The 22,991-nt window shown below is 71.8% G+C and carries 15 protein-coding genes; 11 read left to right on the top strand and 4 right to left on the bottom strand.

Going from position 1 to position 22,991, the window contains the following annotated elements; genetic code table 11:
- The first annotated feature begins 105 nt into the window (after positions 1-105).
- The 9 genes from ACZ2G1_RS00125 (at position 106) to ACZ2G1_RS00085 (ending at position 14,395) form a co-directional block, all read left to right on the top strand.
- Positions 106-1,899 (top strand): acetyl/propionyl/methylcrotonyl-CoA carboxylase subunit alpha, encoded by a 1,794-nt coding sequence (locus ACZ2G1_RS00125; protein ID WP_095651395.1) that lies wholly within the window; start codon positions 106-108, stop codon positions 1,897-1,899.
- Positions 1,900-1,917: 18 nt separating this feature from the next.
- The gene (locus ACZ2G1_RS00120) at positions 1,918-2,748 is read left to right on the top strand and encodes a thioesterase II family protein (RefSeq protein WP_470377313.1); all 831 of its coding nucleotides are present in this window, start codon (positions 1,918-1,920) and stop codon (positions 2,746-2,748) included.
- A 10-nt stretch (positions 2,749-2,758) separates the two neighbouring features.
- Positions 2,759-3,466 carry a 4'-phosphopantetheinyl transferase family protein gene (locus ACZ2G1_RS00115; RefSeq protein ID WP_470377312.1) on the top strand — a complete coding sequence of 236 codons (708 nt, stop codon included), beginning with the start codon at positions 2,759-2,761 and terminating at the stop codon, positions 3,464-3,466.
- Between the two features lie 768 nt (positions 3,467-4,234).
- Complete coding sequence (gene sbnA / locus ACZ2G1_RS00110) at positions 4,235-5,308, top strand: 2,3-diaminopropionate biosynthesis protein SbnA (RefSeq protein ID WP_470377311.1); 1,074 nt, start codon at positions 4,235-4,237, stop codon at positions 5,306-5,308.
- Entirely contained in the window at positions 5,233-8,184 is a 2,952-nt protein-coding gene (locus tag ACZ2G1_RS00105) for a Pls/PosA family non-ribosomal peptide synthetase (protein WP_470377310.1), read from the top strand. The genes sbnA and ACZ2G1_RS00105 overlap by 76 nt, the downstream gene beginning before the upstream one ends.
- Positions 8,181-10,697: a non-ribosomal peptide synthetase gene (locus tag ACZ2G1_RS00100; RefSeq protein WP_470377309.1), complete on the top strand. Its 2,517-nt coding sequence runs from the start codon at positions 8,181-8,183 to the stop codon at positions 10,695-10,697. Before ACZ2G1_RS00105 ends, ACZ2G1_RS00100 begins: the two co-directional genes overlap by 4 nt.
- Before the next feature lie 20 nt (positions 10,698-10,717).
- Positions 10,718-11,716, top strand: coding sequence for a TauD/TfdA family dioxygenase (locus tag ACZ2G1_RS00095; RefSeq protein WP_470377308.1), 999 nt, complete (start codon positions 10,718-10,720; stop codon positions 11,714-11,716).
- The gene (sbnB, locus tag ACZ2G1_RS00090) at positions 11,713-12,792 is read left to right on the top strand and encodes a 2,3-diaminopropionate biosynthesis protein SbnB (protein WP_470377307.1); all 1,080 of its coding nucleotides are present in this window, start codon (positions 11,713-11,715) and stop codon (positions 12,790-12,792) included. Before ACZ2G1_RS00095 ends, sbnB begins: the two co-directional genes overlap by 4 nt.
- Before the next feature lie 187 nt (positions 12,793-12,979).
- Positions 12,980-14,395, top strand: a complete 1,416-nt coding sequence (locus ACZ2G1_RS00085) for an MFS transporter (RefSeq protein ID WP_470377306.1) — start codon at positions 12,980-12,982, stop codon at positions 14,393-14,395.
- A 72-nt stretch (positions 14,396-14,467) separates the two neighbouring features.
- Here ACZ2G1_RS00085 and ACZ2G1_RS00080 read toward each other — a convergent pair whose 3' ends face one another.
- Positions 14,468-15,892, bottom strand: a complete 1,425-nt coding sequence (locus tag ACZ2G1_RS00080; protein ID WP_133410518.1) for an NAD(P)H-quinone dehydrogenase — start codon at positions 15,890-15,892, stop codon at positions 14,468-14,470.
- A gap of 86 nt (positions 15,893-15,978) precedes the next feature.
- On the opposite strand from ACZ2G1_RS00080, the gene ACZ2G1_RS00075 reads away from it, so the two are divergent.
- Positions 15,979-16,800, top strand: a complete 822-nt coding sequence (locus ACZ2G1_RS00075) for a purine-nucleoside phosphorylase (protein WP_284562484.1) — start codon at positions 15,979-15,981, stop codon at positions 16,798-16,800.
- 71 nt (positions 16,801-16,871) lie between these two features.
- The gene (locus tag ACZ2G1_RS00070) at positions 16,872-18,665 is read left to right on the top strand and encodes a phospho-sugar mutase (protein ID WP_470377305.1); all 1,794 of its coding nucleotides are present in this window, start codon (positions 16,872-16,874) and stop codon (positions 18,663-18,665) included.
- A 134-nt stretch (positions 18,666-18,799) separates the two neighbouring features.
- Here the strand turns inward: ACZ2G1_RS00070 and ACZ2G1_RS00065 are convergent, their stop codons facing one another.
- From ACZ2G1_RS00065 to ACZ2G1_RS00055, 3 genes are all read right to left on the bottom strand, one after another.
- A complete protein-coding gene (locus tag ACZ2G1_RS00065) occupies positions 18,800-19,915 on the bottom strand; it encodes a DUF418 domain-containing protein (RefSeq protein WP_470377304.1) in 1,116 nt (371 codons plus the stop codon).
- Positions 19,916-20,476: 561 nt separating this feature from the next.
- Complete coding sequence (locus ACZ2G1_RS00060) at positions 20,477-21,742, bottom strand: heparan-alpha-glucosaminide N-acetyltransferase domain-containing protein (RefSeq protein WP_470377303.1); 1,266 nt, start codon at positions 21,740-21,742, stop codon at positions 20,477-20,479.
- Positions 21,743-21,943: 201 nt separating this feature from the next.
- A complete protein-coding gene (locus tag ACZ2G1_RS00055) occupies positions 21,944-22,981 on the bottom strand; it encodes an alpha/beta hydrolase family protein (RefSeq protein WP_470377302.1) in 1,038 nt (345 codons plus the stop codon).
- Positions 22,982-22,991 lie beyond the last annotated feature (10 nt).

Raw genomic sequence — 22,991 nt, 5'->3', positions numbered from 1 at the left:
ACTCCTACAGAAACGGCGTCGCATTTCCGGTCCGCCGCCGGGTGGTTGGGCGATTGCTCACGACGGGGAATACAGTGCATCGGAGGATTCGACAAGGAGTGAGACGTGACCGGTAAGAACCCCGCGGACGGCGCCATCCGCCCCATCACCAAGGTGCTCGTCGCCAACCGCGGCGAGATCGCGGTGCGCGTGATCCGCGCCGCCCGCGACGAGGGCATCGCCTCCGTGGCCGTGTACGCCGACCCGGACCGGGACGCCCTGCACGCCCGCACGGCGGACGAGGCGTACGGGCTCGGCGGGTCCACCGCCGCGGACTCGTACCTGGTGATCGACAAGATCCTCGACGTCGCCGCCCGCTCGGGAGCCGACGCCGTGCACCCCGGCTACGGCTTCCTGTCCGAGAACGCCGAGTTCGCCCTCGCCGTGCTCGAGGCCGGACTGACCTGGATCGGGCCCCCGCCCGCGGCCATCGCCAAGCTCGGCGACAAGGTGGCCGCCCGCCACATCGCGGAGAAGGTCGGCGCCCCGCAGGTCCCCGGCACCACCGACCCGGTCGGCTCCGCCGAGGAGGTCCTCGCGTTCGCCGACGAGCACGGGCTGCCCCTGGCCATCAAGGCCGCGTTCGGCGGCGGCGGCCGCGGCATCAAGGTGGTCCGCAACCGCGACGACATCCCGGAGCTCTACGAGTCCGCCGTGCGCGAGGCCACCGCGGCGTTCGGCCGCGGCGACTGCTTCGTGGAGCGCTTCCTGGACGCCCCGCGGCACGTCGAGACCCAGTGCCTGGCCGACGCCCACGGCAACGTGGTGGTCGTCTCCACCCGCGACTGCTCCCTGCAGCGGCGCAACCAGAAGCTCGTGGAGGAGGCGCCGGCGCCGTTCCTGTCCGAGGAGCAGAACCGCCTGCTCTACGCCTCCTCGAAGGCGATCCTGCGCGAGGCCGGCTATCAGGGCGCGGGCACGTGCGAGTTCCTGGTGGGCCAGGACGGCACGATCACGTTCCTGGAGGTCAACACCCGCCTGCAGGTGGAGCACCCGGTGTCCGAGGAGGTCACGGGCATCGACCTGGTGCGGGAGCAGTTCCGGCTGGCCCGCGGCGAGGCCCTCGGCTACGACGACCCGGAGGTCCGCGGCCACTCGATCGAGTTCCGCATCAACGGCGAGGACCCGGGACGGCACTTCATGCCCTCCCCCGGCACCATCGCCGCCCTCGACCTGCCCGGCGGTCCCGGCGTGCGCGTGGACTCCGGTGTGCAGGCCGGCGAGACCGTGGGCGGGAACTTCGACTCCATGCTCGCCAAGCTGATCGTCACCGGGGCCACCCGGCAGCAGGCCCTCGAGCGCTCCCGCCGGGCGCTGGCGGAGCTGCGCATCGAGGGCATGCCCACCGTGGTCCCCTTCCACCGCGCCGTCGTCGCCGATCCCGCGTTCGCCCCCGCGGACGGCGCCCCCTTCTCCGTGCACACGCGGTGGATCGAGACGGAGTTCGACAACACCATCCCGCCCTTCGAGGGCGTCCCGCAGGCCGGGCCCGAGGCCGAGGAGCGCCAGGCGATCGTCGTCGAGGTCTCCGGCAAGCGCCTCGAGGTGGTCCTGCCCGCCCTGCCCGGCACGGCCAAGCCCAACGGGACCGCCGCCAAGCCCCGCAAGTCCCGCTCCGCGCGCGGCGGCGGCACCGCCGCGGCGAGCGGCGACAGCCTGAGCTCCCCGATGCAGGGGACCATCGTGAAGATCGCGGTGGACAACGGGGACGAGGTGGCCGAGGGCGATCTCGTGCTGGTGCTCGAGGCCATGAAGATGGAGCAGCCGCTGACCGCCCACAAGTCGGGCACGGTCTCGGGGCTGTCCGTGAGCCCCGGGGACACCGTCTCCGCCGGCGCCGTGCTGGCGACCATCTCCTGAGGCGGGCGGCCCGGCCCGATGAGCACCCGACCGACCGGCGCCCCCGGGCGCTGCCTCGTGGACCTCTCCGCGCAGGACCGGCTGCGCAGCGGCGCCCCCGCCCGGACGCCGCGGCTGCGGGTGCTCTGCTGCCCACCCTCGGGCGCGGCCGCCGGGTACTGGCGGTTCCTGGTGCGCGAGGACGTGCACGTCCTCGGCGTCCAGTACCCCGGCCGGGAGAGCCGCTTCCGGGAGCCGCCGGCGCCCTCGGTCGCCGCCCTCGCCGCGGAGGCGGCCGAGGCCGTCGCCGGCGCGCCGTGGGCGGCCTCGGACGTCCCGCTCGTGGTCCTGGGCCACAGCATGGGCGCCTCCGTCGCGGCCGAGCTCGCCTCGCTCCTCGAGCACCGGGAGGGGATCCGGGTGTCGCTGCTCGCGCTCTCCGCGAAGACCGCCCCGGGCGCCGTGGACGCGGCGGACGACGGGGACGACGATTTGCGGGCCGGGCTCGACCCGCAGGACCCGGGCGCGGACGAGGCGCTCGCCCGGTGGCTGCGGCGGCTGGGCGGCACCCCCGAGGCGGTGCTGGCGAACCCCGAGCTGCTGGCCCTGCAGCTGCCAGCCCTGCGCGCGGACCTGCTGGTCTCGATGGCCCACGACCGGCTCCCCGCCCCGGTCGGGGGGCCCCTGCTGCTGCTGCGCGGCAGCGAGGACCACACGGTGGACGCCGCCGGCATGGACGCCTGGCGTCCCGTCAGCACGGGGGCCGTGCAGCGGCGCGAGTACCCCGGCGGCCACCACCCGCTCGCGGAGAACCGGCACCGCCTGCTCGAGGACCTCGAGGCGTGCGCCGATCCCGGCCGCTCCCGGTGAGCCCGTCGTCGTGACGACGCTCCCGCCGAGCGTGCCCGGCACGGTCGAGCTGCCGGTGCCGGGCGCCCCCGCGGACGTGCGGGTCGTGCTCGCCCGCGTGGCCCCTCTGATCGGCTGGGCGGAGTCTGTCCGGGACTGCCTGGACGAGGACGAGCGGAAACGGGCCGCGGCGTTCCGCCACGAGAGCGACCGGCGGCGGTTCGTGGTCGCCCACTGCGTGCTGCGCCACGAGCTCGCCGCCCGCACCGGCGCGGACCCGGCCTCGCTGCGCCTGGGACCGCCCGTTCCCGCCGTGGGGCCCCGGCCCAAGCCGCGGCTCGAGGACCACGCCCTGCACTTCTCCCTCTCGCACAGCGGCGACCAGGTGCTCGTGGCCACCGCCGAGCGCGAGGTGGGGGTGGACGTCGAACGCCTCCAGGACCCGGCCGCCGCCGAGCAGGTGGTCCCCCTGCTCCACCCCGCCGAGATCATCGCCCTGCGGGCCCTGCCCGCCGCGGACCGGCCGGCCGCCGTGACCACGGTGTGGGCGCGCAAGGAGTCCCTGCTCAAGGCCATGGGCTCCGGACTGTTCCGCGAGCCCTCCGTCGACGAGGTCGGTGCGGGCCCCGTCCCGGGGCGGCCCGTGGCCGGGTGGCGGATCCTGGACCTGGCTCTTCCGCCGGCCCCCGGTCCGGACCGTGCGGAGTCGCGGGCGGCGCTGACCGTCCGCGTCCCGTGACCGTCACCGCGTACAACCACGGGTGGACAGGATTTCTCCATCCGGAGGCCGACTACAGCGTCCGACCCGTCGGTCATCCTTGAAGCATGTCGGGCCCCATTCGGGGAACAGGGTCCGGCGGGAGCGGCGAACAACTCACTCGCCCTGTGCCGTGCTTGCTCGAGATCCCGGAGCGGAGCACCTTCCGGACCCAGCACTCCATCACGTCAGGATCATCCGTCACGTGCCGTTGTCGGCACCCGGATACCCGCGCTGACGAGGAGAGCCGGTTCCGCGATCATCCGGACCCCGAGCGGGGCCGTGTCCGAATCGTGTCCGTCATCTGCGCAAATGTTGGTCGAGGCCCCCTGACCTGGGATTACTTTGGTGACGTCGAACCATACACAGAGCTCAACGGGCGTTCGGGGGAACGCGCCAGGGGCCAGCACCAGTCGCGAAGCGGATCTCGCTTCTCCACCGGATGGGACAGACCCATGAGAAGAACCACCTGAGCAGTCACGACCGCCGCCTACGCGGCTGGCACCACTATCCTGCGGCTCCTGCCGCGAGTGGGGGACTCACAGCCGTCGATCGCTCCGGGCCCGCAGCGCAGCGTTGCACCGATCCGTCGGGACCGCGCCCCGCAGGACGGAGCCCTCGTCGACCGGCATGCCGAGAAGAGGGTCCTTGCGGTGCCCGTCAGCCGAGCTACGAGCCGACCCGAATGCAGAAAGCCGTCCCCGCGCCCTCCTCACGGATCGAGCGCACGGCGAGAGAACGAGGAACACTATGTCCATCATCAAGGCTCCGCACCTGTTCAACGAGGAGAGTCTGTTCATCGATCTGGAGGGCGTGCTGAGCCGCCACCTCTACCTGAAGATCGAGGGGTTCAACTTCGCCGGCTCGATCAAGCTCAAGCCCGCCAGGGAGATGGTCGAGCGGGCCGAGCGGGAAGGACGGGTCGGCCCCGGCTCCGTACTCGTGGAGTCCTCCTCCGGGAACCTCGGCGTCGCGCTCAGCATGATCGCCGCCAGCAAGGGATACAGCTTCGTGTGCGTGATCGACCCGCGCTGCAATCCCGCGACCCGGCAGCTCATGGAGTCGCTCGGGGCGCACGTCGACCTGGTCACCGAGCCGGACCCCGTCGACGGCTTCCTCGGCGCCCGGCTCAACCACGTCCGGGAGCTGTGCAGGTCCGACGAGCGGTACGTCTGGCTCAACCAGTACACCAGCCCCGGCAACTGGGGAGCGCACTACCGCTGGACCGCCCCCGAGATCGAGGCCCAGTTCCCCGAGCTCGAGGTGCTGTTCGTGGGGGCCGGGACCACGGGCACGCTGATGGGCTGCGCGCGGTACTTCAAGGAGCACCGGCCCGACGTCCGGATCGTCGCGGTGGACGCCGTCGGCTCGGTCTCCTTCGGTCGCCCGCCGGCCACCCGTCTGATCCCCGGGCTCGGCATGAGCGTGCGGCCGCCCCAGCTCGACGAGTCCCTGATCGACGACGTGGTGATGGTCGAGGAGCTGGACACGGTGCGCACCTGCCACCGCCTGGCCGGGCGCGGGTTCCTGCTCGGCGGCTCCACCGGGACCGTGGTCCACGGCGCCATGACGTGGCTCGCGGACCACCACGCCGAGGACGTCACTGCGGTGGCCATCTCCCCGGACATGGGCCGCCCCTACCTGGACACCATCTATCAGCGGGACTGGGTCCTCGACCACTTCGGGGCCGAGGCGCTCGCCGGCTCCGACTCGACAGCCGCTCTGAGCCGACCGCACCACCAGGTGTCATGGCGTCGGCAGGCGGCAACCACACCGGTGACCGGTTCCTCGGCCACCTCCTCGCCGAGGAGTATCTCGCAGTGAAGAAGCTCGCCGACGCCCTCCCTGCGTCTCCCCTTCCCACGATCTCAGTCCCCACGATGCCTGTGAGGCGCGATCTTCCGTCCACACCAGCCGTCGAAGGAACCGGCGCGGACCTGCCTCTCGAGCGTCGGCTGGCCGTTCTTCTCGCCTCGGTGGTGCAGCTGGACGACGTTCCGCTGGACGCCGATTTCTTCGACGACCTGGGGGCGGACTCCCTGGTCATGGCACGGTTCTGCGCCCGGGTGCGCAAGCAGCCGGACCTGCCGGCTGTGTCGATCAAGGACGTCTACCAGCACCCGTCGATCACGGCGTTGACCGCCGCTCTGGTACCGGCGCAGCCGGTGCGCACGCCGGTGCAGGACCGTCTGACCGAGGTGCTGACCGAGGTGCTGACCGGGGTGCTGGGCGGGCAGCAAGTGCCGGTGGGCGCCGACTTCTTCGCTGACCTGGGGGCGGACTCGCTGGTGATGGCACGGTTCTGCGCCCGGGTGCGCAAGCAGCCGGACCTGCCGGCGGTGTCCATGAAGGACGTCTACAGTCACCCGAACGTCGCCGCCCTCGCGGCGGCGCTGCAGGGTCCGACGGATCAGGACCGGCCTCCGGAGCCCGCGCCGGCACTGGCGTCCGCGCCGGAGTCGCCGCCGCCCATGGACGCGCGGACGTGGGAATACGTCACCTGTGGCGTCCTGCAGGTGCTCGTCTACCTCGGCTACTGCCTGCTCGCCGGGGCGGTCGCGGTCGTGGGGTACCTGTGGGTCTTCCCGGACGCGGGGCCGGGCAACCACCACTGGGTGGGCCACGGAACCGGCTTCTGGGAGATCTACCTGCGGTCCGTTGCCCTCGGCGCGGCGACCTTCGTGCTGATGTGCATTCTGCCGGTGGCGGGGAAGTGGATCCTCATCGGGCGCTTCCGGCCCGGGGAGATCCGTATCTGGAGCCTGGCCTACTTCCGGTTCTGGCTGGTCAAGACCCTGATGCGCACCTCGCCCCTCTCGCGGATGACCGGTTCCCCGCTGACGACTTTCTACCTGCGGGCCATGGGCGCCACAGTGGGCCGCAACGTGACGATCCTGACCAATCACCTGCCAGTCTGTACCGACCTGATCACGATCGGGGAGGGGACGGTCATCCGCAAGGATGCGTACACCAATGGCTACCGCGCCCACGGTGGCGTCATCCAGATCGGTGCAGTGACGCTCGGCAGAAACGTGATCGTCGGCGAGGGCAGCGTCCTGGACATCGACACGACGATGGGAGACGGCTCCCAGCTAGGCCACCGGTCCAGTCTGTACACCGGCCAGGTCGTGCCCGAGGGCGAGCACTGGCACGGTTCGCCGGGCAGACGCACGGAGTTGGACTTCAGCGAGGTCGACGCCACACCCTACCGGCCATGGCGACGAGGACTGTTCGCCGCGTACGAGCTCGTTGCCGTCCTCGGGCTGGGTCGGATCATAGTGAGCCTCGCGATCATCCTGACCGTCCTGGCGTTTCCGCGCGTGGCCGCGCTCCTGGAGTCGCATCCGCACGCGTTCACCAATTGGGTCTTCTATGCCGACGCCGTCGCGTTCGCCGGCGTGGGCGTCCTCGGCGGAACGGTCGTGGGACTGGTCGTCATGACGACCGTGCCACGGGTGCTCCAGCTATTTCTGAAGCCCGACACGGTGTACCCGCTGTACGGACTGCGGCACGCGGCGGAGCGAGCGGTCGAGCGGCTGACCAACAGTCAGTTGATGGGACAGCTGTTCGGCGACAGCTCGTACGTCGTGAACTACCTGCGGGCCATCGGGTACGACCTGGGTCAGGTCCAGCAGACCGGCTCGAACCTGGGCACTAACTTCAAGCACGACAACCCGTTCCTGTCGACGATCGGCACCGGCACGATGATCGCCGACGGGGTCTCGTTCATGAACACCGACTACTCACCGACGTCGTTCCGGGTCAGCCGGGCCGCGATCGGCGCACACAACTTCCTCGGCAACTATGTTCTCTACCCGGCCGGGGCCAGGACCGGGGAGAACTGTCTGCTTGCCACCAAAGTGATGGTTCCCCTGGACGGACCGGTGCGTCATGACGTCGGTCTGCTCGGGTCACCGGCATTCGAGATCCCTCGGTCGGTCCTGCGGGACGCTCCTCTCGAGGAGCACGCGGACCCAGTCCTCTTTCAACAGGTCCTCTCCGCCAAGAACAAGCACAACGTACGCACGATGGCTCTCCTGATGCTCGTTCGATGGCTCGATGCGTCGCTGGTCATGCTGGCCGTGTTCGCCGGTCTAGAGCTGTCCGACCGGTTCGGGTTCCTTGCCATCTCCGCCTCGTTCGTCCTCATACTCCTGTTGGGCTTCGTGGTTCCCATCGGAATCGAGCGCCTCGTGACCCTCTCCCATGGGCTCCAGCCCCAGCTCTGCTCCATCTACCACTCCTACTTCTGGTGGCATGAGCGCTACTGGAAGCTGCAGGTCCAGACTCGACGCATGTCCGTCCTCGACGGGACGCCGTTCAAGACGCTGGTCTGGCGACTGCTGGGCGTACGGATCGGAGCCCGGGTCTTCGACGACGGGTGCGAGTTCGTCGAGCGCAGCCTGGTGACGATCGGCTCCCGATGCGCCCTGAACACCGGCACGTCGATCATGTGCCATTCCCAGGAGGACGGCATGTTCAAGTCCGACCACGACATCATCGGAGACGACTTCACTCTCGGCGTCGGCGGCCTCGTCCACTACGGCGTCATCGTCGAGGACGGGGTCGTCACCGCCGCCGACTCCTTCGTGATGAAGGGGACGACCCTCACCAAAGGATCCGCATGGGGTGGGAACCCGGCACAAGAGCTTCGTGCCACGACCACGTCCCCCGTCCCCCCGGAAAGGTATCTGTCATGACCACCACCCGTGCACTCACCTGCCGGGCCGTCGCCGAGCACTCGATGGAACCGGCCCCCGGCCATCCCGCCCTCCCCGCGACCGTACCGACGCAGATCCCCCGGTGGACGCAGGACCGCCGGCCGGGTCAGGCACAGGTCGAGGTGGCGGTGCCCGAGGACCTGCGCACCGCGGTGCGGTCCCTGGCCCGGGACGCGGAGGTGGCACCGGACTCGGTCTGGCTGGCGGCCCACGCGCGGGTGCTCCAGGCCCTGTCGGGCGAGTCGGAGATCACCACCGGATGCCGGGACGCGGCGGGCACCTGGCCGTGCTCCCTCGATCTGGGCCGGCCGTCCTGGCGGGCCCTGGTCCGCGAGTCGCACGCCCGGCGGGCCCAGGCCCGGGCCGGGCAGTCCGGGCGGGGGCAAGCCCCCCACCAGGAGGGTTCTGCGGCGTACGAGGTGGTCCTCGACACCCGCCAGGACGCCGAGCCCGAGCTGCCGGAGGGCGTCGTGCTCGGCGTGCTCCTCCGGCGGTCGACAGGGGGTGAGGTGCTCCGCCTGCGGTACCGACAGGACGTCCTCGACACCGGAGCCGCCCTCAGGATCGCCGGCTACCACCTGACCGCGCTCCGCCACCTGGTGACCGACCCCGAGGCGGAGCCCATGGACGCCGACCTGGTGGCTGCGGAGGAGCGGCGCCTCCAGCTCGAGCAGCTGGCCGGGCCCGTGCGACCCCGGCCCCGGCGACGCTTCCACGAGCTCTTCGAGGAGCGGGTCCGGCAGCATCCCGAGCGCCTCGCGGCCGTCCAGGACACGCGTCAGTGGACGTACGCGGAGCTCAACGCCCGCGCCAACCGGATCGCCCGTGCCCTGCTCGCACGCGGACTCCGGGCGGAGGACGTCGTGGCGGTGGTCGCCGAGCGGGACCTGGAGTGGATGGCTGCCGTCATCGGCATCCTCAAGGCCGGCGGCGCCTACCTGCCGCTCGAACCGCACTTCCCGCCCGACCGGATCGCCAGGACGCTCACCCGGGCCGGGTGCCGGACGGTGCTGACGGAGGACGGCAGCACCACCTCGCTGGACGGGGCGCTGGCCGGGATGCCGGCCGTGACGACGCTCCGCGTCGAGGACGTCGAGGCGGAGGGCCACTCCGCCCACGACCTCGGCCTGGAGGTGCGTCCGGACCAGCTCGCCTACATCTACTTCACCTCGGGCTCCACGGGCGAGCCGAAGGGCGCGATGTGCGAGCACGACGGGATGCTGAACCACCTGTACGCCAAGATCGAGGACCTGGGGATCGGCCCCGGGGACGTCGTGGCCCAGAGCGCCCCCCAGTGCTTCGACATCTCCCTGTGGCAGCTGGTCTCGGCCCTGCTCGTCGGCGGGCGCACCCTCATCGTCGGGCAGGACCGGATCCTCGACGTCGAGCGGTTCGTCGACACGGTGGAACAGGGCCAGGTCGCCGTCTTCCAGGTCGTCCCCTCCTACCTGGACGCGGTGGTGGCCTATCTGGAGGGCAGGCCCCGCGACCTGCCCCGTCTGCGCAGCGTTTCGGCGACCGGGGAGGCCCTGAAGCAGGAGCTGGTCCGCCGCTGGTTCGACGTGCTGCCCGACGTCAAGCTCGTCAACGCCTACGGGCTGACGGAGACCTCGGACGACACCAACCACGAGGTGATGAGCGCCGCGCCGGCGGGCGACCACGTGCCGCTGGGGCGGCCGGTCCCGAACGTGCGGATCCACCTCCTCGACGAGCGGCAGCGGCTCGTGCCGCTCGGAGCACCGGGCGAGATCGCCTTCTCCGGAGTGTGCGTGGGCCGCGGGTACGTCAACGACCCGGAACGGACGGCACAGGCGTACTCCGCCGATCCCCATGTGGACGGCGCGCGGCTCTACCGGGCGGGCGACTACGGTCGCTGGTCGCCGGACGGCCGGCTGGAGTACCTGGGCCGGCGGGACAACCAGGTCAAGATCTCCGGGTTCCGCATCGAGATCGGCGACATCGAGAACGCCCTCCTGAGGGTTCCCGGAGTCCGCGACGGGGCGGTCGTCGTGGCGGAGCGACCGGACCGGGGCAAGCACCTGGTCGCCTTCTACCACGCGCCCGAGCCGCTGGACCCCAGCACGCTGCGGGAGCACCTGGCGCGGTCGCTGCCCGGGTACATGGTCCCGCAGGTGTTCCAGTGGCAGCCGGCCCTCCCGCTGACGGCCAACGGCAAGATCGACCGCAAGCGCCTCACCGCGCTGGCGGCGGACGTCGAGGTCGAGGGCCGCGCTCTCGAGCCCCCGCGCACCCCGACCGAGCAGTGGCTGGCGGCGGCGTGGTCGCGCGTGCTGGCCGTGTCGGAGGACGGGATCGACCGTCGTGACCACTTCTTCGAGCGCGGCGGCACGTCGCTGACCGCCGTCCGGCTCGCCATCGCCCTGGACCGGAAGGTCTCGCTCAAGGACCTCCTCAGCCACCCGGTCCTCACCGACCTCGCCACGGAGCTGGACGCCAGGTCCGCCGCGGCCGGCTCGCCCGCCCACCCGTGATCCCACCGGAAGGAACCACCATGTCCGCCACCTCCGCACCTCCGGAGCTCGACGTCGACGCGCGCCCGGGTGCGCCGGCCACCGCCCTGGTCTCTCCCCCGGGCGACCCGGTGCCCTGGGCCCAGCAGCACCGTGACGCGCTCCGGGCGACCGTCGCCCGGCACGGGGCCGTCCTCGTGCGCGGCCTCGGGCTGTCCCACCCCGACCAGGTCGCGGCCGTCTTCCGGGCCGTCAGCCCGGAGCTGATGACCGAGCGGGAGGCCTTCGCCGCCCGCAGGTCCTACGCGCCCGGCGTGTACTCCTCGGCCACCTGGCCGGCGAACCAGCCCATGTGCATGCACCACGAGCTGAGCTACACGCTCCACGCCCCCGGGCTGCTGCTCCTCGCCTGCCTCACCGCCCCGGCCGCCGGCGGCGTGACCGGTGTCGCGGACTCCCAGGCGGTGCTGCGCGCGCTTCCCGCGGACCTGATCGCGCGGTTCGAGCGCGACGGCTGGATGCTGCTCCGCAACTACAACGACGAGATCGGCGCCTCCGTCGCGGACGCCTTCGGCACGGACGACCGCGCAGCGGTCGAACGCTACTGCGCGGAGAACCGGATCGAGCTCGAGTGGCAGCCCGACGGCGGCCTGCGCACGCGTCAGCGCCGCGCCGCGATCGTCCGTCACCCCGTCACCGGGGAGCGCTGCTGGTTCAACCAGGTCGCCTTCCTCAGCGAGTGGACGATCGACCCGGAGGTCCGCGAGTACCTCATGGACATGTACGAGGAGGACGGCCTCCCGTTCACGACGGCGTTCGGCAACGGCGACCCCATCGGCGAGGACGTCGTGGCCATGCTGAACGAGATCTACGAGTCGCACACGCTGCGCGAGCCGTGGCGCGCCGGCGACCTGATGCTCGTCGACAACGTCCGGACGGCGCACAGCCGCGAACCGTACGAGGGCGAGCGGGAGATCCTCGTCGCCATGAGCGACCCGGTGTCGCTCCAGGGCACGGCCTCGAAGGAGGAGGGACGATGACACTGACCAGCGGACCCGGCACCGACCACCGGCAGGACGCCCCCGGACGGCAACCGACCATCCCGTCCTTCGCGGTCATCTCCGGCGCGGAGGTCGACCAGGTGCTGCAGGGGCACCGGGCCGAGATCGTCGCGCTGGTGGAGGACACCTACCGGCTGCACGGCGCCGGACAGACGGTGAACCCGCCGTCGTACTTCCTGCGGTTCCCGGACCGCCCGACCGGACGGATCATCGCGCTGCCCGCCTCCCTGGGGGGACCCCGTGCCGTGGACGGCCTGAAGTGGATCTCCAGCTTCCCCACCAACGTGGAGTTCGGCATCCCGAGGGCCTCCGCCGTGCTGATCCTCAACGATCCGGACACCGGCTACCCTTTCGCCTGCCTGGAGAGCTCCATCATCAGCGCCTCCCGGACCGCCGCCTCCGCGGCCCTGGCCGCGGACTGGCTCAGCCGGGAGCGGGGGCGCCCCACACGGGTGGGCTTCTTCGGCGTCGGGCTCATCGCCCGCTTCGTCCACGCGTTCCTGGCGGACACCGGGTGGGGCTTCGACGAGGTGGGGGTGTTCGACCTGCTGCCGGGCAGCTGCGAGGGCTTCCGCGGCTACCTCGAGCGCTCCGCGCCCGAGAGCACGATCACCGTCCACGAGGACGCCGAGTCGCTGATCCGCTCGAGCGACCTGGTCGTGTTCGCGACGACGGCGGGAGAGCCGCACGTCACCGACCCGTCGTGGTTCGAGCACCACCCGCTCGTGCTCCACATCTCGCTGCGTGACCTCGGGCCCGAGGTCATCCTCGCCGCCACGAACATCGTCGACGACGTGGAGCACTGCCTCAAGGCCCAGACGTCCGTGCACCTGACCGAGCAGCTCACCGGCTCGCGGGACTTCCTCGCCGGCACGCTGCACGACGTCATGACCGGCGCGGTGAAGGTACCGGCGGACCGGCCGGTGGTCTTCTCGCCGTTCGGCCTGGGCGTGCTCGACCTCGCGGTGGGCAAGCACGTCTACGACACGGTCGCCGGCACCGGCGGCCTGCACACCATCGACTCCTTCTTCCACGAGGTGCGTCGGTACGGGTGACGGCCGCCTCCCGGGTGTCGACCGGCCGGTCCGCCGGACCGGTCGACACCCGGGAGGGGCGTCGTCGTCGAGCGCGTCCCCGACCTCGTCGTCGTTCCAGGATGTGAGACGGGCCACCCGCTATACGGACAGCCGGGCGTACTATCGGGATCTTGTCCCCACCCACTGCTACGACCGAGGTTTCCCCATGTCCTCTCCGGTGACCGGGCAGGACGCCGCCGGCGCGTCCTCCCCCTCGCTCCCCCTGTCCGACCGCGTGCCCCGCAGCCGGGTGATCCTGGCCTCCCTCGTGGGCACCACGATCGAGTTCTACGACTTCTACGTCTACGCCACCGCGGCCGTGGCCGTGTTCCCCGCCCTGTTCTTCACGGGCGAGGACGAGACGGCCAAGCTGCTCGCCTCCATGGCGACCTTCGCCGCGGCCTTCGTGGCCCGCCCGATCGGCTCCGTGATCTTCGGGCACTTCGGCGACCGGATCGGCCGCAAGGCCACCCTGATCGGCGCCCTGCTGACCATGGGCGTCGCCACCTTCCTCATCGGCCTCCTGCCCACCTACTACTCGATCGGCATCTGGGCCCCGCTCATCCTGACGATCCTGCGCTTCTGCCAGGGCCTGGGCCTGGGCGGCGAGTGGTCCGGCGCGGCCCTGCTGGCCACCGAGTACGCCGAGGAGGGCAAGCGGGCGCGCGCCGCCATGTGGCCCCAGCTGGGCGCCCCGTTCGGCTTCATCCTGGCCAACGGCTTCTTCCTGGTGCTGACCATCGTGATGGGCTTCGTCTCGGTCGCCGAGCAGGGCACCGACCACCCGTTCCTCACGTGGGGCTGGCGCGTGCCGTTCCTGGCCTCCGTGGTGATGGTGGTCGTCGGCCTGTACGTGCGGTTCAAGCTCGAGGAGACCCCGGTCTTCCAGAAGGCGCTGGACCAGGGCGAGAAGGTCCAGACCCCGCTCGTCGAGGCGTTCCGGGGCTCGTGGCTGCAGATGGTCCAGGGCACGTTCATCATGCTCGCCACCTACATGCTCTTCTACCTGATGACCGCGTGGATCCTCTCCTACGGCATCGGCAGCCCCGCCAACGGCGGCCTCGGCATCCCCTACCGGGACTTCCTGGTGCTGCAGCTGCTCGCCGTGCTGCTGTTCGCCGCCATGGTGCCCGTCTCCGGGTGGGTCGCGGACCGCTTCGGCCGGCGCAGCTCGCAGCTGGTCATCACCTCGGTGATCCTGCTCTTCGGGCTGAGCTTCGGCCTGCTCATGGACCCGGCCGCGGTCGGCACCGGTGCGGACGTCAGCACGGGCCGCGTGCTGTTCTTCCTCGTGGTCGGCATGACCCTGATGGGCCTGACCTTCGGCTCGATGTCGGCGATCCTGCCCGAGCTGTTCCCCACGAACGTGCGCTACACCGGCTCCGGCGTCGCGTACAACACGGCGTCGATCCTCGGTGCCGCCATCACCCCGTACGTCGCGGTCACCCTCAACGCGAGCTACGGCGTGGGCTCCGTCGGCCTCTACCTGGCGTTCGGCGCCGTGCTGACCCTGGTGGCCCTGTGGTTCTCCCCGGAGACCAAGGACGTCGACATGGAGAACGTCGTCACCCGGCGCCGCTGACCCGCTCCTGCCGGCACGCGCAACGGCCGCACCCCTCAGCGGGGGTGCGGCCGTTGCGCGTGCCGGCGGCGATCAGACGTGGACGTGCAGGCGCCGGGCCGCCTCCGAGATCGACCCGGTGAGGGACGGGTAGATGGTGAAGGTGTCGGCGAGGTCGTCGACGTGCAGCTTGTGGGTGACGGCCAGGGAGATCGGGAAGATCAGCTCGGACGCGCGGGGACCCACCACCACTCCCCCGATCACCGTGCCGGAGCCCTTGCGGGAGAAGATCTTCACGAACCCGTCCTCGACCGCCATCATCTTGGCGCGCGGGTTGGTGGACAGCTTCAGCATGATGGTGTCCGCCTGGTAGGTGCCGTCCTCGATGGACTTCTCGCTCACCCCCACGGACGCGATCTCCGGCGAGGTGAAGATGTTGGAGGCCACCAGGTGGGTGCGCAGCGGCTTGACGGCGTCGCCCATGAGGTGCGCCACGGCGATCCGGCCCTGCATGGCCGCCACCGAGGCGAGCGGGAGCACGCCCGTGCAGTCGCCCACCGCGTAGACGCCCGGCACGGTGGTGCGGGAGACGCCGTCCACCTTGATGTGCCCGGACTCGGAGCGGGCCACCCCGACCTCCTCGAGACCGAGGTCGTCGGTGGCCGGGATCGCGCCGACCGCGACGAGGCAGTGCGAGCCGGCGATCTTGCGCCCGTCGGAGAGCGTGACGACCACCCCGTTCTCGCTGCGCTCCACGGAGTCGGCGCGGGAGCGGCTGAGCACGTTCATGCCGCGGCGCTCGAAGACGCTCTCGAGCACGGCCGCGGCGTCCTCGTCCTCGCCGGGCAGCACCTGGTCCCGGGAGGAGACCAGCGTGACCTCGGCCCCGAGACCCCGGTAGGCCGAGGCGAACTCCGCGCCGGTCACGCCGGAGCCCACCACGATCATGTGCTCGGGGACCTCGGTGAGGTGGTAGACCTGCTTCCAGTTGAAGATCCGCTCCCCGTCCGGCTTCGCGGACGGCAGCTCCCGGGGATAGGCCCCGACGGCGAGCAGCACGGCCTGCGCGTCGAGGGTGTACTCCAGTCCGTCGTCGGTGGTGACCTGCACGCAGGTGGGGCTGAGCAGCCGGCCGGTGCCCGCGATCACGCGCACCCCCACCCGCTCGAGCCCGCGCTTGATGTCCCGGGACTGGGACGCCGCGAGGCGCAGGAGTCGGGTGTTGACCTTCTCCAGGTCCACGGCGAGGTCGTTGATCTCGTCGCCGTCCTTGCTGCCCCCGCGCACGTGCACCCCGAGGTCCGCGGCCTCGGCGAAGCGGGTCATCGCGTCGGCGGAGGCGATGAGGGTCTTGGAGGGGACCACGTCCGTGAGCACCGCGGAGCCGCCAAGGCCCTGGCGCTCCACGATGGTCACGTCCGCGCCGAGGCTGGCGGCGACCAGGGCGGCCTCGTAGCCGCCCGGACCGCCCCCGATGATGACGAGCTTCTGGATGGAGAATTCGCTGTGTGCAGTCACCCGGCCATTCTTGCAGGTGCCGCTCCGCCGGAGGAACCGGCCCGGCCGCGCCGGACGGCCCGGGACCATGCGGTAGCTTGGGGCGGGTGGACACAGAGCACAGCGCTGACCGGGCCGACCCCTTCGAGCTCGCCCAGGAGGCCGCGGACGCCCTCCGCCGGGCCACCGGGGTCGACACGCACGAGATCGCCCTGACCCTCGGCTCCGGCTGGGGCCAGGCCGCCGAGCTGATCGGCGAGACCGTCGCCGAGATCCCGGCCGCGGAGATCCCCGGGTTCACCCCGCCCGCCCTCGAGGGCCACGTCGGCACGCTGCGCTCGGTGCGCACCGCCGCGGGCCGGCACGCGCTGGTGATCGGCGCCCGCACCCACTACTACGAAGGACGCGGCGTGCGCCCCGTGGTCCACGGCGTGCGCACCGCGGCCGCCGCCGGGGCGCGCACCATGATCCTCACCAACGGCTGCGGCGGGCTGAACCCGTCCTGGGGGCCCGGCACCCCGGTGCTCATCAGCGACCACCTCAACCTCACGGGCCGGTCCCCGCTCGAGGGCGCCACGTTCGTGGACCTCACCGACCTGTACTCCCCGCGGCTGCGGGAGCTGGCCCGCGGGGTGGACCCCACCCTCGACGAGGGGGTCTACGCGCAGTTCCCCGGCCCGCACTACGAGACGCCGGCCGAGGTGCGGATGGCCGGGGTGCTGGGCGCCGACCTCGTCGGGATGTCCACCGCCCTGGAGGCCATCGCCGCCCGGCACGCGGGGATGGAGGTCTTCGGGATCTCCCTCGTGACCAACCAGGCCGCCGGGATCTCCGCGACCCCGCTCTCCCACGAGGAGGTCCTCGAGGCCGGACGCGCCGCGGGCGCCCGGATCTCCGGACTGCTCGCCCGCATCGTCGCCCAGCTCTGACCGGCCCCGGGCCGGGACGGGATCCCGGCCCGGCACCCCGGCGCACCGGACGCCCCCCAGGAGGCCGCGCCATGACCACCGACTCCCGCACCGACCCGCAGCTCCTCGACGCCGCGCGCGCGTGGGGCGCCGCCGACCCGGACCCCGGCACCCGCGCCGAGCTGGCAGCCCTCGCCGAGGCGGCCGCCGCCGGTGACGCCGCCGCCCGGACGGAGCTGGCCGACCGCTTCTCGGGCACCCTCCAGTTCGGCACCGCCGGGCTGCGGGCGGCCCTGGGCGCCGGGCCGATGCGGATGAACCGGGTGGTGGTGCTGCGCGCCGCGGCGGGGCTGGCCGCCCACGTCCTGGCCGTGCAGACCCCGGCGGAGGACACGGCGGGGACCGCCCGGCGCCCCCGCGCGGTGGTCGGCTACGACGCCCGGCACGGCTCCGAGGTCTTCGCCCGGGACACCGCCGCGGTGTTCGCCGCCGCGGGCCTCGAGACGCTGCTGCTGCCCGCGCCGCTGCCCACCCCCGTCCTGGCGTGGGCGGTGCGGGCCCTCGAGGCCGAGGTGGGCGTGATGGTCACCGCCAGCCACAACCCGCCGGCCGACAACGGCTACAAGGTCTACCTGGGCGGCCGGGCCGTGGAGCCGGAGGCCCGCGGCTGCCAGATCGTGGCCCCGCACGACCGGATGATCGCCGACCGGATCGCGGCCGTCGGCCCCGTCGAGGACATCCTGCGGGCCCCGGACGGGTGGACCGTCCTGCCCGCGAGCGTCGAGCAGGACTACCTCGACGCCGTGCTCCCCGCCGTGGTCCCCGCGGCCGCTGGCGCCGGGCGGAGCCTGCGGATCGTCCTCACCCCGCTGCACGGGGTGGGCGGGCGCACGACGACGGAGGCCCTGCGGCGGGCCGGTCTCTCCGACGTCCACGTGGTCCCCGAGCAGGCGGAGCCGGACCCGGACTTCCCCACCGTCGCGTTCCCGAATCCCGAGGAGCCCGGCGCCCTGGACCTCGCCCTGGCCACCGCCCGCGCCGTGGGCGCCGACCTCGTCCTCGCCAACGACCCCGACGCGGACCGGGTGGCCGTGGCCGTCCCCGTGCCCGGGACCGGGCCAGGGGCCGGGACCGGCGCCGACGCCGGCACTGGGGGCACGGGGCAGGACTGGCGGATGCTGCGCGGCGACGAGGTCGGGGCGTTGCTGGGCCGCGCCGCGGCGGCCCGGTGCGCGGACCGCGAAGGCGCCGTGTTCGCGAACTCCATCGTCTCCTCCCGCCTGCTGGGGCGGATCGCCGCCGCGGCGGGGATCGCGCACCAGGAGACGCTGACCGGCTTCAAGTGGATCGCCCGCGTCCCGGGGCTCGCGTTCGGCTACGAGGAGGCGCTGGGCTACTGCGTGGCGCCGGAGGTGGTCAGGGACAAGGACGGGATCAGCGCGGCGGTGGCGGTGGCGGTGCTCGCCGACGAGCTGCGCGCGCAGGGCCGGACCCTGCTGGACGTGCTGGACGACCTCGCCCTGGCCCACGGGCTGTACGCGACCGACCAGCTGAGCATCCGGGTGGCGGACCTGGGCCGCATCCCGGTCATGGCGGCCGCCCTGCGGGACGCCCCGCCGGCGGCGCTGGGCGGCTCCGCGGTGGTCGAGGTCGCGGACCTCGCGGCCCCGGGGACGGGGCTGCCGCCCACCGAGGGCCTGCGCCTGCTCACCACGGACGGCACCCGGGTGATCGTGCGCCCCTCGGGGACGGAGCCGAAGCTCAAGTGCTACCTGGAGGTGGTCGCCCCGGTGGCCGGCCGGGCCGCGCTGCCCGCCGCCCGGGCCGAGGCGCAGGAGCGGCTCGGGCGGATCCGCGCTGAGCTCGAGGCTGCGCTGGCGCTCTGAACCGCCGGTTCGAGCGGCGAGGCCGGCGTCGATCGGGAAGACGAACAGGGCGAGCCGTTGTGCTTTGGTGGTACCCGTCAGCCGGATCCGGAACAGCCGTCCCCTGCAAGCGGCGGCCACGGCGGGACGCCGTCTCAGGCGGAGACGTCGGGAGCCGCGCCCCGGGCGAGCACGCGCCGACGGACCTCGTGGGTCACTACCGAGACGACCTTTTCGAGTGGGCCTTGCCCCACCGTGCGCTTCCACAGAACAGCGAAAAGAGCGAAGCAGACGATCTGGGCCCAGAACCACAGCAAGGGCGCGGTCTCATACACGTCGAACGACAGGAACATCAGGTGTGCCGTGTAGAGGGTGAACGTCATTGAACCCATCGCGACGAGGGGGGCGAGCATGTTCGTCATTGTCCTCGGCACGAGCAGGAACAGTCCAAGGATCGCCATGGCTGTTCCCAGGCACAGGAGAAGGGCGAAAGGCGTATTCGTGTGCGGCCCCGGAACCACAAGCCACCAGAGAGTCGTGGTCGGCATCTGTGAGTCCGGCTCGACAGCGAGGATCTCGTCGATGGCCCGGTCCGACATCCATGGAGTGGCTTGTTTGATCGCTTCGTACCCGCCCAGCACGTGCAATGCGAAAAAGGACGATCCCCATGCCAGACAGGTCAGAGCGACGCCGACGAGCACGAGTCGAACCTGCACCCGAACACATCTCAGATCCATCCGCCCCACCGCGAGACCCGCGCACAGATATGTCATCCACGCCAAGGCGGGGTAGGCGCCGGTCAACAGCACGTTGGAGGCCACGGCCAGCGGGTCAGTGACGAGATCCATGATCGTGGGGTCTTCATACGCGTCCGCATTCGGCAACGACGTCCTGGCCCACCACACGACCAAGGGGCCTAAGAGGGCGAAGAGCGCAGAACTGAGCAGCAGATATCGGATACGCAGGTTCAGAAGGGGGATGGCCAGAAGGAAGAACATCCCGTAGTAGACAAGGATGTTCTCCGGTTCAGGGTCGAGCAGACCCGTGAGCAGTCCCACCAAGGCGATCAGCACCGCCCGGGCCGCGACCGACCATCGAGCGGCGACCATCCTGCGTCCGACGCTCGGTACACGGCCTCCGGAGACGAACGCCAGGCTGACACCGGCGAGAGTCACGAACAGGGCGGAGGACTTTCCGCTGAAGAGGAGACCGGTCAGGGTCGCTCGGCCCACCTCGACGTTCCACAAGTCCAAGGTGTGCACGGCCGTCATCCCGAAAAGGGCAAATCCGCGGGCCGCGTCGACACCGTCAACCCGTCGAGCTGTGCGAGTGACGTCGCGTCTCCTCCTGCCTCCCGATGATGCAGAGGCGGCAGTCGACGATCTCCGCCCTCCGAGAGGTCCAAACCGCGAGCGGTGGGGTGCCGTATTCGATCGCCCATGGTCTTCGGTCATGGCACATCCCCCGATGATTCAGCACGGTTCCGCGGTTTGCTCCCACTCTTTGCCGGAGGCACCGGTTTGGCTTCCCTCGTGGTGCATCACGGTAGTTCTGGATGGGTCACGGGCGAGCCGGGAGCACAGTGGCTGGTGGCGTCAATCTACTCCTGCCTCGGCGCTGGCAGACAGATGATGACGCACATAAATCCCACATTGAGCATTGTTGATCTCTCCAGGCCGATGAGTCGGCGGAGATGACGAGATCACGCCGCCCTGCCGTTGCGGGCGGCGATGTGTTGCTCTCGCGGCGAGCAGTCGCTGGCGGACAATGCGGACCACCCTGGAGTCAACCGCCTCCAGCCGCGCACCGGCGGCCGGGGTGAGCGGCCGGGGTCAGGAGACCGGCGGCCGCGCCCCCTCCCCGCCCCGGGCGAGGACCCGGCGCGAGACGGCCCTGGTCGACCGGGTGACCACCTTCTCCAGTGGGCCCTGGCCCAGGGCCCGTCGCCACAGCAGGGCGAACACGGTGAACGCCACGATCTGGCCCGCGGTCCACGCGGCGGGCGCGAGGTCGTAGTGCTCGGGCCAGAGGATGAGCAGGTGGGCCGTGTAGAGCGTGAACGTCATCGCGCCCGCCGCGGCGAGCGGCGCGAGGATCCTGCCGGCGACACGCTCCAGGAGCAGGCAGACGCCGAGGACGGACAGGGCCAGGCCCACGTTGAGCGCCAGGAAGAACGGCGTGTTCGAGTGCGGGGTGGAGATGAGCAGCCACCACAGGGTGTCGGTGGGCAGCGTGGGATCCCCGCCGAAGACGAGCACCTCGTCGATCTCCGACTCGTCCATCCAGGGAGTGCCCTCGGCGATGGCCTCGTAGCCGCCGAGCACCTGCAGCGCGAGGGCGGAGGACGACCACACGAGCAGCGCGACCGCCGCCCCGACCGCGGCGAGCAGGGTCTGCACCTTCCGGTCGGTGAGGTCCGTGCGCCCCACGGCGAGTCCGGCCAGCAGGAACGCCATCCAGGGCAGCGCGGGGTAGACGCCCGTCAGGAGCAGCTGGGACAGCACGGTGCCCGGGTCGACCACCAGGTCGACGAGGCTCGGGTTCTCGTACTCGAGGCCGGGCAGCACGTCCACGGACCACTGCATGAGGAAGGGCGCGACGAGCGCGAAGAGCGCGGCGCACACCAGGAGGGACCGGGTCCGCAGGCGCAGGAAGGGCACAGCGAGCAGGAAGAGCATCCCGTAGTAGATCAGGATGTTGCTCACCGGCAGCTCCAGGAAGCCGAGGAGGAAGCCGACCAGCGCGATCACCCCCGCCCGGCCGGCCAGGGCCCATCGGGAGGCCGTCATCCGCAGCCCCGTGCGGGGAGTGCGCCCGCCGGAGGCGAAGGCCAGGCTCACCCCGGCCAGGGTGGCGAACAGCGCGGCCGAGTGGCCGGCGAACAGGGTCCAGGACAGGTGCGCCTCGCCCGTCCGCTCGTCCCACGAGGGCAGCGTGTGCACGGCGACCATGCCGAACAGGGCCAGGCCGCGGGCGGCGTCGACGCCGAGGAGGCGGCGGGTCGTCCGGGGAGCCCCGGAGGAGTGGTGCCCTGGTCCTCCGGCCGGGACACCTGTGGCGGTGGCCGTCCCGGACGGCGGCGTGCGTTCTGCGGACATGCGGTTCCCCCAGGGATCGATCGGTTCGGGCACCTGCGCCGGTCCCGGCCCTGTCCGCGCCCCCGGCGCGGCGCCCGGCGCCCGCCCGCCGGTCGTGGACGGCGGGCTCGCGGCGCACTGGTGCACGACTGAGCTTACTAGAGCAAACGGCGAGAAGGTCTCCGGCCGCGGAGAAAACCGGGACCCCGGGCGAGGAGGACGCTAGGACTGCTCCTGGGAGTCCTCCTCGGCGGCGTTCAGCGCGCGCTGGAGGATGCGGGCGTACGGCAGCCCGAAGTGGTCCACGCCGTCCCGGTACCGGATCCGGGCGCGCTCGAAGCCCTGCTCCTCGTACCAGTGGTGCCCGTCCCACGCCGCGGACAGGGCGTCGAACCGCGCCTGCGGGTCGGTCCCGTCGTCCTCCGTGCCCACGTCCCAGCGCAGGCGCAGCTCCTGCAGCTGCTCGGGGGTGGGCTCCGCGGAGGGCCGGTCCGGGGCCTGTCCGCCGCCCATCATGATCGCGCCGCCGCCCGGGACGAGGTCGACGTGGTCCGCCAGCAGCTCCTGGCTGATGAACTGGGCCCCGCCGGAATACCCGGTCAGCCAGGTGCGGGAGCGGTCGATGTCGTACTCGGGCTCGAGCCGCTCGTCGACGAGCGACAGGAACCACTGCGCGTTGAGGTCCCGCTCCTCCCACCAGGTGATCTCCCCCGCACGATCGGGGGTCCGCGGGACCACCAGCAGCATGTTGTGCTCTCGTGCGACCTCCGCGAGGCAGGAGGCGGTGTACTGGGGGCTCTCGTACTCGAAGGCGCCGTCCCCGTGGAAGTGGTACACGACGCCCACCGGCCGGTCCCAGTCCAGGTCCTCGGCGAAGACGTGGTAGGAGCTGGTGATCCCGTCGTGCTCGTGCTCGAGCTGGAAGCGGTCCTCCCGCTCCTCCCCCGGGCCGAACACGCGCGCGTCCAGCACGGCCCCGTCCGTGGGCCCGCCGGGGCCGCGGGCCGTGACCCGGACGCCGTCGAGGCCGTAGCGGGCGCACGAGACCGTCTCGGGGGCCTCGGCCTCCGGGGTCTCCTCGTCCCGGCCGACCAGGAGGGCCACGGTCGTGACGAGCAGGAGCACCAGCGCCAGGGCGCCGGCCCCGAGCAGGCGCAGCCGCCGCCGGGCGCCCCGGGACGCCGCACCGCGGTGGCGGTGCCGGTGCGGCAGCCAGGACCAGGGCCACCGGGGACCGCTCCGAGGGTGTTGTCGTGTCACCCGGTCATCT

The sequence above is a fragment of the Kocuria sp. KKT182 genome (assembly GCF_055635395.1).
The sequence above is the reverse complement of the archived record's forward strand: the minus strand, read 5'-3'. Positions and strand labels throughout refer to the sequence as shown.

Excerpts from the sequence above, each read along its gene's own strand:
- ACZ2G1_RS00065 (WP_470377304.1), bottom strand. The coding sequence starts at position 19,915 with ATGACGGCCGTGCACACCTTGGACTTGTGGAACGTCGAGGTGGGCCGA.
- ACZ2G1_RS00095 (WP_470377308.1), top strand. The coding sequence starts at position 10,718 with ATGTCCGCCACCTCCGCACCTCCGGAGCTCGACGTCGACGCGCGCCCG.
- ACZ2G1_RS00085 (WP_470377306.1), top strand. The coding sequence starts at position 12,980 with ATGTCCTCTCCGGTGACCGGGCAGGACGCCGCCGGCGCGTCCTCCCCC.
- ACZ2G1_RS00120 (WP_470377313.1), top strand. The coding sequence starts at position 1,918 with ATGAGCACCCGACCGACCGGCGCCCCCGGGCGCTGCCTCGTGGACCTC.
- ACZ2G1_RS00070 (WP_470377305.1), top strand. The coding sequence starts at position 16,872 with ATGACCACCGACTCCCGCACCGACCCGCAGCTCCTCGACGCCGCGCGC.
- ACZ2G1_RS00105 (WP_470377310.1), top strand. The coding sequence starts at position 5,233 with ATGGCGTCGGCAGGCGGCAACCACACCGGTGACCGGTTCCTCGGCCAC.
- ACZ2G1_RS00060 (WP_470377303.1), bottom strand. The coding sequence starts at position 21,742 with ATGTCCGCAGAACGCACGCCGCCGTCCGGGACGGCCACCGCCACAGGT.
- sbnB (WP_470377307.1), top strand. The coding sequence starts at position 11,713 with ATGACACTGACCAGCGGACCCGGCACCGACCACCGGCAGGACGCCCCC.
- sbnA (WP_470377311.1), top strand. The coding sequence starts at position 4,235 with ATGTCCATCATCAAGGCTCCGCACCTGTTCAACGAGGAGAGTCTGTTC.
- ACZ2G1_RS00100 (WP_470377309.1), top strand. The coding sequence starts at position 8,181 with ATGACCACCACCCGTGCACTCACCTGCCGGGCCGTCGCCGAGCACTCG.